Origin of the sequence: Microbispora sp. NPDC049633 (assembly GCF_040675265.1) — a bacterium.
Classification (GTDB): Bacteria; Actinomycetota; Actinomycetes; order Streptosporangiales; family Streptosporangiaceae; genus Microbispora; species Microbispora maris.
The window spans coordinates 1-14,285 of sequence record NZ_JBFAOO010000187.1; the positions used below are offsets into that span (position 1 = coordinate 1).

Sequence of the window (14,285 nt, forward strand, 5' to 3'; positions counted from 1 at the left end):
CGGCTCAAGGGCTACCACGTGCTGCGCGGCCAGGCCCGCGAGCTGGACGGCGGGCGCGCCTACGCCCCCCTCGTCGAGGCGCTCGGGGCGCTGCGCGGAGAGGCTGCCGACGTGCTGTCCGACCTGCTCGACGCGATCGACCATGCCGCGCTCGGACACCCCGCCGCCGCGCCCGGCGCGATGGCCGCCCGGCTGCTGGAGTCGCTGCCCGGTCCGACCCTCCTCGCCATCGACGACCTGCACCTGGCCGACGCCGACACGCTGAGCGTGCTGCGGGCCCTGCCACGCCGTCACGACGCCGTCGCGATCCTCGGCACCGCCCGCCACCCTCCCCCGCTCGACGTGGACCTGTCCGTCCGGCTCCAGCCGCTCACCATGGCCGAGATCGCGGACCTGGTCGGCACGCTGCTCGGCCGTACGCCGAGCGACACCGTCCTGCGGCGTATCCACGTCGCGAGCCGGGGCAACCCGTGGTTCGTGCAGGAGGCCGTGCTGGCCCTGGTGCAGGGCGGTGCGGTGCGCTCGGCCGACCCGGGGGCGCGGCGCGGCGCGATCCTGAGCCGGCTGTTCCAGCGGGACCGGGGCGGACGCGACCTCGCCCGCGTGCTGGCCGCGCTGTCGCGCACGAGGGAGACTGCCGGCCTCACGGCGCTCGCCGAACTCGCCGGGCTCGACCCGCCCCGGGCGGAACGCGCTCTCGACGCGCTGGTCAGGGATGGCGTGGTCACGGAGAACGGCGACGGCTACGCACTGGCCCACCCGCTCGTGGCCGAGGCGCTCTACGACGACCTCGGCGCGTCCGGCCGGCGTGAGGTGCACCGCCGCATCGCCGACATGCTCGAACGGGAGGGGCTGACCGGCACCAGGCGGGTCCTGGAGTGGGCCACCCACAAGGCCGAGGCGGGCCCGGCCGTCGAGGTCCTGCCCGCGGTGCTGCGGGCCGCCGAACTGACCCGCTGGACCGCGCCGCTGTCGGCCGCGCACTGGTACGGCAAGGCCGCCGAGCTGTCCCCGCAGCCCGGTGAGCTGCTGGCCAGGCAGGCGCTCGCGTACTGGAAGGGATCGCGGCCCGCGCTGGCGCTGAACTCCGCGCAGCGGGCGCTCGCCGTCCTGCCCCCCGGCCGCCGCCACACCCGTGCGGCGTACACCGCGGTCGGCGCGGCCCACGTGATGGGCTGGTACGAGGTGGCCCTCGACGTGGCCCGCCGCCAGATCCCTAAGGCCGACGACGCCTCGGCGCTGCTCGCGCAGCAGGCGGTGATCAGCGCGGAGATGGGCCGTCCCAGCCGGGAGTCCGCCCGGAGGGCCTGGGAGGGCCTGGCCGACTGCCCGCCGCAGGACCGCGCGATCACGGTCGGCTATCTGGCCATCCACGCGCTCGTCCAGGGCGACTGGACCGAGACGCGGCGAGCGGTCGACGACCTGCTCACCTTCGCCGCCGCGCTGCCGCCGGGCGCCCGGCTCGCGTCGCTGGAGTCGGCGGCGCACGTGCTGGCGATCGCCGGGCTGCGCTCGCGCGCCGTCGACGTGCTCGACCAGGCCGAGCAGATCCACCGCGGCCTCGGCTGGCACGACATCGCCGGGCAGCACGTGCGGACCATGGCCGTGATCCGGCGGATGAGCGGCGAGTGGGCCCGGGCGCTGGAGGAGATCGCGGTCGCGGCCCGGGCCCTGGCCGAGGCGGGCCTGCTGGAGAACCTGGCCCTCCTGCGCAACATGGAACTGGACATCCTGCTCGACCAGGGCAGGCTCGACGAGGCCGCCCGGGTCCTCGCCGAGCCGCCGCCCGGCTCGGCCCTGCAGCAGGGCATGCGGTGCGTGTTCCACGCCCGCCTGGCGGCCGCCCGCGGCGACATCGCCGCCGCGCGGCGCGAGCTCGACGACGCCCTCGCGTGCGACGTGCCCGAGGTGGTGCACCGGGCTCTGGCGATCAAGGTGCTGGTGGCGGGAGGAGCGGGCGACGACGCGGGCTGCCGGGCGGCGGCCTCCCGGCTGGAGGAGCGGTCGGCCAACGGCACGCCCCGGGCCCGGCTCGCCGCCGACCTGGCGGTGGGCTGGGCGTTCCGCGACCGCGCGCGGGCGGGCGCGGCGCTGGAGCAGTCCCGCGCGGACGGCCTGCCGTTCGAGGAGGCCCGGGCCCGGCTGGTCCTCGGCGCGCTCGGCGACACCGCGCAGCTCCCCCGCGCGCATGCGATCTTCACCCGGCTCGGCGCCGCGCCCTGGGCGGCCCTGTCGGAGCGCCGCCTGCGTGCGGCCGGGCTGGTCCCCGAACCGGCGGGTCACCTCACCCCCGGCGAGCGCCGCGTCATCGAACTGGTCGCCGACGGGCTGAGCAACCCCCAGATCGCCGAGGAGCTGCACTACAGCCGCAAGACCGTGGAGGTCTATCTCACCCGCGTGTACGCGAAGACCGGCCTGCGGTCGCGTGTCGAGCTCGCCCTGGCCGTCGAACGCGGCGAGCTGTGACGAGTCCCCTGTCCACCTGCGTGTCCCCCGGGGCGATTACGGGCGTCAGGCGGCGGGGAAGTCGGTGGCCGGGGCGCTGAGGGCGGCGGCCTCGACATTCGCCCGCAGGGCCTCGACCTTGGCCACGGCGTAGGAGTGGGCGTCCGAACCGAGCAGCTGCCGCAGCGGGCCTTCCCCGGCCAGGACCCGGTCGATGATCGCGCGGGCGCCCTTGACCGGGTCGCCGAGCTGGCTGCCCTGCAACTTGAGGTGGTCGAGGGTCATCTCACGGATGGCCGGGTAGTGCGCGGTCGTCTCGGCAGGCAGGGCGATGGAGTCCGGGGTGAGGAACTCGGTGCGGAAGTAGCCGGGCTCGACGATGGTGACCTGGACGCCGAAGTCCGCCACCTCGGCGGCGAGCGCCTCGCTCAGCCCCTCCAGCGCGAACTTCCCGGCGCAGTAGAGAGCCCAGCCCGCGACAGCGGTCAGGCCCAGGATCGAGGACACGTTGACGATGTGACCGCCGCGTTGCTCGCGGAGGATCGGCAGGGCGGCGCGCAGCACGTTCCACACGCCCACGACCTGGACGTCGAGCATGTCGCGGACCTCGCGGTCGCTGGTCTCCTCCACCGCGGCCAGGAAACCGTAGCCCGCGTTGTTGACGACGACGTCCAGGCCGCCGAAGCGCCCGGTGGTCTCCCGGACCGCACGCCTGACCGCCGCCTCGTCACGCAGGTCGACGGTGAGCGGGAGGAGGCGCGAGGTCCCGGTCCCGTCACCGAGTGCGGCGAGCAGCCGCTCCGGCGACCGCGTCGTCGCGGCGACCTGGTCGCCGCGCTCCAGTAGCCGCCTGACCAGTTCGAGGCCGAGGCCGCGGGAGGTGCCGGTCACGAACCACGTAGCCGGTCGATCCGCCGGGAAGCTCATGGTGATCCTTTCGGAGGTCGCAAGTGGCGCCGGCCGGGAAGCCCCCGGGACCGGCACGGCTCCAGCTTCATCCACCGCGATCCGCCGCGGACGTCCATATCGGGCCCGGCGCGACCGCGCACCGGGAAACCTAGGACGCACAGGACCAGTCAGGAACGCGCGGCGGACGAGAGACTGGATTCGTGACCGGAACCAACCGTGAACTCGCCGACTTCCTGAGACGTGCCCGCAGCCAGGTCGACCCGGCACGGGCCGGCCTGCCCTCCGACGGCCGCGTGCGACGGGTCCCGGGCCTGCGCCGCGAGGAGGTCGCCTTCCTGGCCGGAGTCTCGACCGACTACTACGCACGCCTGGAACAGGGCCGGCGCATCACCCCCTCGCCGTCCGTCGTCGAGGCCGTCGGACGCGCCCTCGGGCTCGACGACGCCGGACGCGCGCATCTGCACGACCTCATCGGGATGACCGCGGCCCCCGTCCGGCACCGGGCCCGCGGCGTCCAGCGTGTGCGCCCCGGGCTCTACCAGCTCCTCGACGCCCTCGACGGCGAGCCAGCCCTCGTCCTCGGCCGCCGCACCGACGTGCTCGCCGCCAACGCGATGGCGAAAGCGCTGTTCACGGACTTCGACCGGCTGCCGCCCCGGCAGCGCAACTACGCGCGATGGATGTTCCTCGACGACGGCGCCCGGTCGCTGTTCGTGGACTGGGACGTCCAGGCGCGCGCCGCGGTCGAGAGCCTTCGGCTCGACGCGGGCCGCGACCCGGACGACCAGGCCACCGTCGCACTCATCACAGACCTGCGCGAGCACAGCCGTGAGTTCGCCCACTGGTGGGAGCAGCACCGCGTCCACCAGCGCACCCACGGCTCCAAGCGTCTGCGGCACCCTCTCGTCGGCGAGCTGACCGTCGAGTACGAGACCCTCTCCCTGCCCGGAGACCCGGACACGACGCTCTTCGTCTACACCGCCGAACCCGGCTCGTCCTCGAAACGCGCCCTGGACCTTCTCGCGAGCTGGAACGCGGAGACCCCGGCGGGCCGGCGCGGACATTAGGGATCTCCCTACTGGGCACCGTCCGCCCGGAGGATCAGGCTCTTGACCATGGAATCACCGATCCTCTCGTACGCCGACGAGGTCTGGCGTGGTTCGGTGCGCCCGGAGGACGTGCCCTATGCCGAGCTGCGCCGAGACGGGGTGCAGGAGATCGCCTACGGCGTGGCGATGTGGCCGGCGTGCGGCAACGTGTACGTGGTCCGCGGCGAGGAAGGGCTGGGCCTCTTCGACACCGGCGACGCACATGAGGCCCCGCAGTCGTACCGCGCGATCAGGAAGTGGTCGGTCGAGCCGCTCAAATACGCGATCTTCTCGCGCAGCCGCGCCGAGAGGCTGAGCGGCATCGAGGAGTTCGACGCCGAACCGGGCACCCGCCCGCTGGTCGTGGCGCAGGAGGGGCTGGCCCGCAGGCTCACCCGGCAGGCCAGGACGGCCGGCTACAACGCGGTCGTCGACCTGCGCGAGCGGGGCTTCCCCCGGCTGGTCTGGCCGCCGCCGCAGCGGCTGCCCGACCTGACCTACCGCGACCGGCTGTCGCTTTCGCTGGGAGACGTCTCCTTCGAGCTCACGCACGCCCGCGGTGACACCGAGGACGCCACCTGGGCGTTCCTGCCCGAGCGTGGCGTGCTGCTGACCGGCGACCTGTTCGCCTGGACGGTTCCCGGGGCGGGCGACCCGCAGCGGGTGCAGCGCTACCCGGACGACTGGGCGGTGGCGCTGCGCACCATGGCGACGCTCGACGCCGACCTGCTGCTCCCCGGGCGTGGGCTGCCCGTGAGCGGGTCCGCCCGGGTGCGCCGGGCGCTCACCGACACCGCCGACTATCTCGACAGCCTGGTGGAGCAGACGCTCGACCTGATGAACGCGGGCGCCCGCCTGGACGAGATCCTGCACACGGTCAAGCCGCCCGCCGCGCTCGCGGGACGGCCCTACCTGCGCGAACGTCACGACGAACCTGAGTTCATCGTGCGCAACATCTGGCGGCTGCACGGCGGCTGGCATGACGGCAACCCCGCCAACCTCAAGCCGGCCCCGGACGCCGTGTTCGCCCGCGCGGTCGCCGAGCTGTCCGCGGGAGCGGCGTCGGTCGCGGGGCGGGCCGTCGCCGCGGCGGCCGACGGCGACCTGCGCCTGGCCTGTCAGCTCGCCGAGCTCGCCGCCCAGGCGGAGCCGGAGGACCGGAGGGTGCACGAGATCAGGGCCCTCGTCTACGCGATGCGGGTCCAGCAGGAGCCCGGCGCGATAGCCCGGGGGGTGTACGCGTGGGCCGCGGCCGAGTCACGCAGCAAGACCACCGGCATGGACCTGCTCGACGTCTACCACGACGTCGCCGAGGGCCGCATGTGGTGGCTGCCGAGCAAGGCCAACTGAGGAGCTTGTCCGTCACGACGGCCGGCGGGCGCGGGGAGGGGAGCGTCCGCCGGCCCTGACGGTAACCTTCCTCTCGTGCTCGAACAGATCACGGCGACGCGGTACGTCGCGCCCCTGCGCGAGGGCGGGTCGCTGCCCGGTGTCGTCGAAGCCGACGACCTCGGCACGTACGTCGTGAAGTTCCGCGGCGCCGGACAGGGCAGGCGGGTGCTCGTCGCCGAGATCGTCTGCGCCGAACTCGCCAGGCGGCTCGGCTTCGCCACCCCGGATCTCAAGGTCATCGACGTCGACCCGCAGCTCGGCCTCCGCGAGCCCGACGAGGAGATCCAGGACCTGCTCACGGCGAGCGCCGGGCACAACCTCGCGATCGACTTCCTGCCCGGAGCGCTCGGCTTCGACCCGCTCGCCTGGGAGCCCGACGCCGAGTTCGCCTCCCGGGTGCTGTGGTTCGACGCGCTCGTCCACAACGTCGACCGGAGCTGGCGCAACCCGAACCTGCTCGTCTGGCACGGCGGGGTGTGGCTCATCGACCACGGCGCGGCTCTGTGGTTCCACCACAACTGGCCGACGGCCGACCCGCGGCGCCGGTTCGACGGCCGTGACCACGTGCTCGCGCCGTTCGCGACGAAGCTGGAGCAGGCCGACGCGGACCTTGCCGGGCTCGTCACCCGTCCGCTGCTCGACGAGGTGACCGCGCTCGTGCCGGACGAGTGGCTGGAGGACGAGCCGGGCTTCGCGGACGCGCGGGCCGTACGGCAGGCCTACACCGAGCATCTGCTCGCGCGGGTCGCGGGGCCGCGCGACTGGCTGCCGGATCCCGCTGCCGGCACCGCTGCCGGCACCGCTGCCGGCACCGCCACCGCCTCGCAGCGCCGCGGCGAGCGGGGCGCGACGATCGGCGGCTTCTGGCGCGCCACCCGGGAGGGCGGCCGATGAGCGGCCTGGACGTCTACGAGTACGCGGTGATCCGCGTGGTGCCCAGCGTGGAGCGGGGCGAGCTGGTCAACGCCGGGGTCATCCTCTACTGCCAGCCGCGCGGCTACCTGTGCGCGCGCGTCGAGCTGGACGAGGCCCGGCTGCTGGCGCTGGGCGCGGCGGTGGACCTGCCCGGCGTACGGCTGGCCCTGGCCGCCTACGAGCGGGCGTGCGGCGAGGAGGCGGGGCCGCTGGGCGGGGAGCCGCTGGGCGCCCGGTTCCGCTGGCTCACCGCGCCGCGCAGCACGGTCGTCCAGACCGGGCCGGTGCACGCCGGGCTGACCGGCGACCCCGTGGCCGAGCTGGACCACCTGCTGACCCGGCTGGTGCGACCCGCACAGGCCGGCCTCGGCGCCGGATAGGACAGCCGGCTAGAAACAGCCGGCTAGAACAGCACGGACATGAACGTGTCGACCTCCTGGAAGCCCACCTTGCGGTAGACCGCCCTGGCCGGGAGGTTGAAGTCGTTCACGTAGAGGGTGACGACCGGGGCGAAGTACTTCAGCGCCTGCTCGACCACGGCGGCCATCCCGGCGGCAGCGTGGCCGCGTCCGCGCAGGTCGGGATGGACCCACACGCCCTGGATCTGGCACGCTTGCGGCGTCACCGCGCCGATCTCGGCCTTGAAGACCACCTGGCCGTCGTCGATCCGCGCGTAGGACCGCCCGATGCGGATGAGTTCGGCGACCCTGGACCGGTAGAGCGCGCCGCCGTCCCCGTTGTCCGGCGAGACGCCCACCTCCTCGGTGAACATGGCCACGCAGGCGGGCAGCAGGATGCCGAACTCCTCGGGCCGGACCCTGCGTACGAGCGGGTCCGGTTCGACGGCGGGCGCGGAGCTCGTGGCCATGACCGGCTGGGCCCACCGGATCGCGCGGGCGCCACCCCAGTGCGGCTCCAGCCGCTCCCAGAGCTGCTCCACGGCGCCGGCCGGACCGACGATGGACGAGCAGCGGCGGCCCTGCTTGCGCGCCCGGTCGGCGAATGCGTGTACCGCCTCGCGGGTGGCGTTCACGGGCACCAGGTTGGCGCCCGCGTAGCACACGGACACGAGCCCGCCGCGCGGGCCGTAGCCCCACATCTGACCGCCGAGCCGTGAAGGGCTGAGGCCGACGGCCCTGACCCGGGCCGCTACGAACACATTGGCGACCGGATCGGTGTCGAGGAGCGCCAGCACCTCGTCACGATCGCTGTCGTCGAGCACGCGCGACGCCGATGTTCGCAGCATCACGGGGCCAGCCTACGCGAACGATTCCCGTTTGGGAGGTATCGGCCCGGCTGCGCTCACCGCCGTACGGCCGACACGTGGGCGGGCGTCCCCTGCGCGCCCTCCGCGACCTTCATCAGCGCGGCCCGCGGCTCCGGCCCGGCCGGGCAGGCCGCGTCGGCGCCCCGCTTGCCCTTGCGCTGCGGCAGCAGCGCCGCGTCGCGCAGGTAGGCCGCCAGGTGCCGGTCCACGCACGCGTTTCCCGCGAGCGACACGCCGTGGTTGCCGCCGCCCGCGGTCAGCAGGCGCGCGGTCGGGAACAGGCGGCGCATGCGCAGCGCGCCCTCGTACGGCGTGGCGGCGTCGCGCTCGGCCTGGATCAGCAGGACGGGCGGCAGGTGCGGGGTGCCCACCTTGACCGGCGTGCCGCCCTTCTCCGGCCAGAAGGCGCAGGGCGCGTTGTAGACGGCGTTGGGCCAGGCCATGAACGGCGCCTCGGCGTGCGCCCGGCGCGTGTCGGCGCGCCAGCGCTCCCACGACCGGGGCCAGGCGGCGTCCCGGCATTCGACCCCCAGGTAGACCGCGTAGGCGTTCTCCTCCTCGGCGTCGATCTCGGCCTCCAGGCGGAACAGTTTCACCAGGACCGAGGAATCGCCGTCGCGGACGTAGGCCGAGAAGGCGGCGCCCAGGTACGGCCAGAGGCGGTCGCTGTAGGCGCCGTTGGAGAAGACGTCGTCCAGTTCGCTCGGGCCCACGATCCCGCCCGCGGGCCTGTCGCGCAGCCGTGAGCGCATGGAGTACCACGCGAAGGACACCGCCGCCTGCGTCGCGCCCAGCTTGTAGACGTCGCTGTGCTCGGCCACCCAGGCGAGGAAGTCGCGGTGCCGCCGGTCGAAGCTGTGGTCCTGGGCGATGTTGGCCTCGTACCAGACCCCGTCGGGGTCGACCACGCTGTCGAGCACGAGCCGGCGCACCCGCTGCGGGAACAGGGTGGCGTAGACCGCCCCCAGGTAGGTGCCGTAGGAGTAGCCGAGGTAGCTGATCTTCTCCTCGCCCAGCGCCGCGCGCACGGCGTCCATGTCCCGCGCGCTGTTCTCCGTGGTCAGGTACGGCAGGAACCAGGCCCCGCGGTTGCCGCAGCCCTCGGCGTACTGCTTGGCCCGGCCGATCAGCACCTGCTCCTCGGCGTCGTTCCTCGGCACGTTGTCCGGCCGGGGCGGCGCGTAGAAGCGGGCCACGTCGACACACGAGAGCGCGGGCTTGCTGGGGGCGACGCCGCGCGGCGCGAAGCCGATGACGTCGAACCGCGCGGCGACGTCCCGGGGCAGCCGGGCCGCGACGAACCGGGCCAGGCTGAGCCCCTCGCCGCCCGGCCCGCCGGGGTTCACCAGCAGCGCGCCGAGGTGGTTGCCGTCACGCGAGGCGGTGCCCTTGATCCGGTTGAGCGCCAGCGAGATCTGCTGGCCGTACGGCTCGCGGTAGTCGAGCGGGACACGCAGCTCCGCGCACTCCTGCGCGGGCTCCCGGCGGGCGGACCGGGCCGGGGCGAGGGCGCCGCCGGAGGCCGGCCCGGGCTCCGGCGGACACGGCTTCCACTCCAGCGGACGCTGCGGCGGCCCCCAGTGCCCGGCATGGTCGGATCCAGCCGCCGCCTCAGGTCCGACCAGCCCGGCGACCAGCACCGCCACGCCCATGACCACACCAACGACCCGCTTCACCGGCACGCTCCTCTGCTCCCTTTACGGCAGAGGACAGCTTCGCCGCGTGATCGGCGGAGCACGGACCGTACTACCCGATCATTGCCATTGTGTAGTCAGAGCATTGCTTGATGTAACCCGCCCGAGGTCAGCGGACGACGACCTCCGGGCCGACGGCCTCGTCCTCGCCGAGGTCCACCTCGACGCCCATCTCCTCGGCCAGGCGCAGGGCCTCCTCGATGAGGGTCTCGACGATCTGCGACTCGGGGACGGTCTTGATGACCTCGCCCTTCACGAAGATCTGGCCCTTGCCGTTGCCGGAGGCGACGCCGAGGTCGGCCTCCCGGGCCTCGCCGGGGCCGTTGACGACACAGCCCATGACGGCCACGCGCAGCGGGACCTTGAGCCCGGTCAGCCCCGCCTGCACCTGCTCGGCCAGGGTGTACACATCCACCTGGGCACGGCCGCAGGAGGGGCAGGAGACGATCTCCAGGCCGCGCTCGCGCAGGCCCAGCGACTCGAGGATCTGGGTCCCGACCTTGACCTCCTCGACCGGAGGCGCCGACAGCGACACCCGGATGGTGTCGCCGATGCCCTCGGCCAGCAGCGCGCCGAAGGCCCCCGCGGACTTGATCGTGCCCTGGAACGCCGGCCCCGCCTCGGTCACGCCGAGGTGCAGGGGGTAGTCGCAGCGCTGGGCGAGCAGCCGGTAGGCCTGGATCATGACGACCGGGTCGTTGTGCTTGACCGAGATCTTGATGTCGCGGAAGCCGTGCTCCTCGAACAGGGAGCACTCCCACAGCGCCGACTCCACCAGCGCCTCGGGGGTGGCCTTGCCGTACTTCTGCAGCAGGCGCGGGTCGAGAGAGCCGGCGTTGACGCCGATCCTGATCGGCACACCGGCGTCGGAGGCGGCGCGCGCGATCTCGCCGACCTTGTCGTCGAACTTCTTGATGTTCCCCGGGTTCACCCGGACCGCGGCGCATCCGGCGTCGATCGCCGCGAACACGTATTTGGGCTGGAAATGGATGTCGGCGATGACGGGGATCTTGGATTTCCTCGCGATGGCCGGCAGCGCGTCGGCGTCGTCCTGCGACGGGACCGCGACACGCACGATCTGGCAGCCCGTCGCGGTGAGCTCGGCGATCTGCTGGAGGGTGGCGTTGACGTCGGCGGTCAACGTGGTGGTCATGGACTGCACCGAGACCGGCGCGTCCCCGCCGACGGGGACCGAGCCGACCATGATCTGACGCGACACCCGCCGCTTGGCGATCGGCTGCGTCCGTACGGCGGGGATCCCGAGATCAACAGACATTTCTGCACCTTGTTGTGATAGGCGACGCCCGGTGGGGGGCCCTCCCAGTCTAAGGAGTGTCGTGAGGCAGGACGGCCCGAAACCTTTCACGAGGAATGAAGGTTTCATGACCCGTCGCGGAAGAAACCGGCACGACCTGCGCCAATCGCCACCGTGCCCGCATGCGGGGTGGGCAGACGGCGGGGGCCGACCTACAGTCCGAACAGCGTGAGCGCTCTCGCACCATCTGGCCGGTTTGTGTCAAAGGCTGTCCCCCGGGCCGACGTGCTCGCGCCGTCGGCGGTGCCGTGCTGCACCACGAGTGCGGCAGCCATGACCACGCGAAAGGGTAGCCCGTGGGTAGACCACGAAGAAGAGTAACGAAGACGACGATCGGACTGATCGTCGCCGCACTGTCCGCCCTCGTGTCCGCCGTCGTGCTCGCCTCCCCGGCGTCCGCGCACGGCGCCCCGATGGTGCCCGGCAGCCGCACCTACCTGTGCTGGAAGGACGGCACGACTTCGAGCGGAGCCATCCAGCCGAAGAACCCCGCCTGCGCGGCCGCGGTCGCCAAGGGCGGGACCAACGCGCTGTACAACTGGTTCGCCGTGCTCCGCTCGGACGGCGCGGGCCGGATGTCCGGCTTCATCCCGGACGGGCAGCTGTGCAGCGGCGGCGCGGTCGTCTACGACTTCAGCGGTTTCGACCTCGCCCGCAACGACTGGCCGGTCACCCACCTGACGTCCGGAGCGACCATCCAGTTCAAGTACAACAAGTGGGCCGCGCACCCCGGCACGTTCCGCTCGTACGTCACCAAGGACTCCTGGAGCCCGACCCGCCCGCTGGCCTGGAGCGACCTGGAGTCGACGCCGTTCGACAGCGTCACCAACCCGCCGAGCCTCGGCTCTGTGGGCACCGAGGACGGCCACTACTACTGGAACGCCCGCCTGCCTTCCGGTAAGAGCGGCCGCCACATCATCTACACCGTGTGGCAGCGCTCGGACAGCAACGAGACGTTCTACAGCTGCTCCGACGTCGTCTTCGACGGCGGCAACGGCGAGGTGACCGGCGTCGGCATCCCGAACACCAGCCCGAGCCCCACCCCGCCCGTCTCCCCGTCCCCCGGCACCTCGCCGAACACCTCGCCGAGCCCGAGGGTCAGCCCCTCGGCGAGCCCGACCTCCGGCAACGGCGGCGCCTGCTCGGCCACCTACAAGGTCACCAACTCCTGGGGCGGCGGCTTCCAGGGTGAGGTGACGGTGAAGGCAGGGTCCTCGTCCATCGGCAGCTGGACGGTGAGCTGGACCCAGCCGAGCGGCGGCACGATCACGCAGGTCTGGAACGGCACGCTCAGCCAGTCCGGCAGCAACGTCAGCGTGCAGAACGTGAACTACAACGGCAGCCTGGGCGCCGGCGCCTCGACCACGTTCGGCTTCCTGGCCAACGGGTCGAGCAGCGGCACCCCCTCGCTGACCTGCTCGACGGCCTGACCCGCCCGCCCGTGGCGCGGCCCGCCTGACCCGGGTCGCGCCAGGGGTGATCTAGACCGTCAGCTCGGCCGCCCGCGCCCTCGCCCAGGCGTCCGCCGCGAGGACCTCCTCCACGGACGCCGCCGGCCCGGGGGTGTGGGCGGCCACCACGCGTTCCACCGTGTCCACGATGCCGAGGAACGGCAGGGCGCCCTTCAGGAACGCCTCCACGCACACCTCGTTGGCCGCGTTGTAGACCGCCGGCGCCGTGCCGCCCAGGGCGCCCACGTGACGGGCCAGCGCGACCGACGGGAACGCCTCGTCGTCGAGCGGTTCGAAGGTCCAGGTGTGGGCGGTGGTCCAGTCGACCGGCCGGGCCGCGCCGGGCACCCGCTCGGGATAGGCCAGGGCGAGCGAGATCGGCAGCCGCATGTCGGGCGGGCTCGCCTGCGCGACCGTCGAGCCGTCGGTGAACTCCACCATCGAGTGGATGATCGACTGCGGGTGGACCACCACCTCGATCCGGTCGAACCCGATGTCGAACAGCAGATGGGCCTCGATCACCTCCAGGCCCTTGTTGACGAGCGTCGCCGAGTTCACCGTGATGACCGGGCCCATGCTCCAGGTCGGGTGGTTCAGCGCCATCTCCGGCGTCACGTCCGTCAGCTCGGCCCGCTTCCTGCCCCGGAACGGGCCGCCGCTCGCCGTCACCACCAGCCGCCGTACGGCCGCGGGGTCGGCCCCATCGGGCCCGGCCGCCCACAGGCACTGGGCGAGCGCGGAGTGCTCGGAGTCCACCGGGATCATCCGTCCCGGCCCGGCCAGGCGCTTGACCAGCGGGCCGCCCACGATCAGCGACTCCTTGTTGGCCAGTGCGAGCACCCGGCCCGCCTCCAGCGCCGCCAGCGTGGAGGTCAGCCCCAACGCCCCGGTGATGCCGTTGAGCACGACGTCGCAGGGCGAGGCCGCGACCTCCGCCACCCCCTCCGGGCCCGCCAGCACCCTCGGCCGCGCCCCGGCCGCCGCGAGGGCCTCGCGCAGCGCCGGCACGGCCGACGGGTCGGCGACCGCCACCGCCTCGACCCCGAAGCCGGCCGCCTGCCTCGCCAGCAGGTCGACCCGGCCGCCGCCCGCGGCGAGTGCGGTCACGCGGAACCGTCCGGGAGCGTCGGCGACGACGTCGAGAGCCTGGGTGCCGATGGATCCGGTGGACCCCAGCACGACGACGGACCGGGGCTGCGGCAGTGATTCGGAGCTCATCTCTCCATTGTCCCCAAGCCGCACCGCGGGCTCGCATCAGCACGGGCCTCCGAAGCGTCCTGACGCGGGCCCGGTACGAGACGGCCGATACTCAGGAGAAAACAGCACATATAAGACCGAATTTGCCCATAACCGTATAGACGAATTGTGGGAAATCCGGGTGAAGGCGTCGCTACTTTCCCGCGTCAGGACATCCCGACCCGGAGGTAGGCATGCACCCCACCGCACGACGTCTCGCGGTTCTCGCCGTCCCCGCCCTCGCGGCCGCGGGGGCGATGCTCCCCGCCGCGCACGGCGCCGCGGCGACCGTGACCCGGGCCGCCGCCGGCCCCCGGCCCGCCGTCCACGAGGCCGCCGACACGACGACGGAGCAGCGCACGGTCAAGAAGTTCTGGACCGCCGCCAGGATGGAGGCCGCCGAGCCGCTGGACGCGCCCGGCGCCGGCGACCGGCACTTCGCCGCGGCCGCCTCCGCCACCGCCTCCGCCGACGGCACCGGGACACGGCCCGTCGTCGTCTCCCCCACCGTGCCGATCTCTCCCACCGTGCCCGTCTCCTCCACCCCGTCCGGCGCCACGGCGCCCACGGCGA

11 protein-coding genes and 1 pseudogene are annotated in these 14,285 nt (G+C 73.2%); 7 read left to right on the top strand and 5 right to left on the bottom strand.

All coding sequences use genetic code 11. The features are described from left to right. A partial coding sequence (locus tag AB0J39_RS31965; protein ID WP_363471596.1) for a LuxR C-terminal-related transcriptional regulator occupies positions 1-2,466 on the top strand: 2,466 nt, incomplete at its 5' end. 45 nt (positions 2,467-2,511) lie between these two features. On the opposite strand, the gene AB0J39_RS31970 is transcribed toward AB0J39_RS31965, so the two are convergent. Beyond that, entirely contained in the window at positions 2,512-3,372 is an 861-nt protein-coding gene (locus AB0J39_RS31970) for an SDR family oxidoreductase (RefSeq protein WP_363471598.1), read from the bottom strand. Between the two features lie 182 nt (positions 3,373-3,554). Here AB0J39_RS31970 and AB0J39_RS31975 point away from each other — a divergent pair, with 182 nt between their 5' ends. From AB0J39_RS31975 to AB0J39_RS31990, 4 genes are all read left to right on the top strand, one after another. Next, a complete protein-coding gene (locus AB0J39_RS31975; protein WP_363471600.1) occupies positions 3,555-4,421 on the top strand; it encodes a helix-turn-helix transcriptional regulator in 867 nt (288 codons plus the stop codon). Positions 4,422-4,469: 48 nt separating this feature from the next. Further along, positions 4,470-5,792, top strand: coding sequence for an alkyl sulfatase dimerization domain-containing protein (locus AB0J39_RS31980; protein WP_363471601.1), 1,323 nt, complete (start codon positions 4,470-4,472; stop codon positions 5,790-5,792). A 75-nt stretch (positions 5,793-5,867) separates the two neighbouring features. Further along, positions 5,868-6,728 (top strand): HipA family kinase, encoded by an 861-nt coding sequence (locus AB0J39_RS31985; RefSeq protein WP_363471602.1) that lies wholly within the window; start codon positions 5,868-5,870, stop codon positions 6,726-6,728. Further along, entirely contained in the window at positions 6,725-7,129 is a 405-nt protein-coding gene (locus AB0J39_RS31990) for a DUF3037 domain-containing protein (RefSeq protein ID WP_363471603.1), read from the top strand. Before AB0J39_RS31985 ends, AB0J39_RS31990 begins: the two co-directional genes overlap by 4 nt. A 23-nt stretch (positions 7,130-7,152) precedes the next feature. Here AB0J39_RS31990 and AB0J39_RS31995 read toward each other — a convergent pair whose 3' ends face one another. The 3 genes from AB0J39_RS31995 to ispG form a co-directional block, all read right to left on the bottom strand. Beyond that, positions 7,153-7,995, bottom strand: a complete 843-nt coding sequence (locus AB0J39_RS31995; protein ID WP_363471610.1) for a GNAT family N-acetyltransferase — start codon at positions 7,993-7,995, stop codon at positions 7,153-7,155. 56 nt (positions 7,996-8,051) lie between these two features. After that, positions 8,052-9,692, bottom strand: coding sequence for an alpha/beta hydrolase (locus tag AB0J39_RS32000; protein ID WP_363471604.1), 1,641 nt, complete (start codon positions 9,690-9,692; stop codon positions 8,052-8,054). A gap of 127 nt (positions 9,693-9,819) precedes the next feature. Continuing rightward, positions 9,820-10,986, bottom strand: a complete 1,167-nt coding sequence (gene ispG / locus AB0J39_RS32005; RefSeq protein ID WP_363471605.1) for a flavodoxin-dependent (E)-4-hydroxy-3-methylbut-2-enyl-diphosphate synthase — start codon at positions 10,984-10,986, stop codon at positions 9,820-9,822. 335 nt (positions 10,987-11,321) lie between these two features. Here ispG and AB0J39_RS32010 point away from each other — a divergent pair, with 335 nt between their 5' ends. Further along, the gene (locus tag AB0J39_RS32010; RefSeq protein WP_363471607.1) at positions 11,322-12,455 is read left to right on the top strand and encodes a lytic polysaccharide monooxygenase; all 1,134 of its coding nucleotides are present in this window, start codon (positions 11,322-11,324) and stop codon (positions 12,453-12,455) included. A gap of 51 nt (positions 12,456-12,506) precedes the next feature. Here the strand turns inward: AB0J39_RS32010 and dxr are convergent, their stop codons facing one another. Further along, a complete protein-coding gene (gene dxr / locus AB0J39_RS32015) occupies positions 12,507-13,694 on the bottom strand; it encodes a 1-deoxy-D-xylulose-5-phosphate reductoisomerase (RefSeq protein WP_363471609.1) in 1,188 nt (395 codons plus the stop codon). A 212-nt stretch (positions 13,695-13,906) separates the two neighbouring features. Between dxr and AB0J39_RS32020 the strand changes: the two are divergent. Then, a pseudogene (locus AB0J39_RS32020) lies at positions 13,907-14,285 on the top strand (hypothetical protein); the annotation flags it as partial.

What these genes read in the sequence shown, in the direction of transcription:
- AB0J39_RS31970 (WP_363471598.1), bottom strand. Translation starts at nt 3,372, where the DNA reads ATGAGCTTCCCGGCGGATCGACCGGCTACGTGGTTCGTGACCGGCACC.
- AB0J39_RS31980 (WP_363471601.1), top strand. Translation starts at nt 4,470, where the DNA reads ATGGAATCACCGATCCTCTCGTACGCCGACGAGGTCTGGCGTGGTTCG.
- AB0J39_RS31990 (WP_363471603.1), top strand. Translation starts at nt 6,725, where the DNA reads ATGAGCGGCCTGGACGTCTACGAGTACGCGGTGATCCGCGTGGTGCCC.
- AB0J39_RS31995 (WP_363471610.1), bottom strand. Translation starts at nt 7,995, where the DNA reads ATGCTGCGAACATCGGCGTCGCGCGTGCTCGACGACAGCGATCGTGAC.
- ispG (WP_363471605.1), bottom strand. Translation starts at nt 10,986, where the DNA reads ATGTCTGTTGATCTCGGGATCCCCGCCGTACGGACGCAGCCGATCGCC.
- dxr (WP_363471609.1), bottom strand. Translation starts at nt 13,694, where the DNA reads ATGAGCTCCGAATCACTGCCGCAGCCCCGGTCCGTCGTCGTGCTGGGG.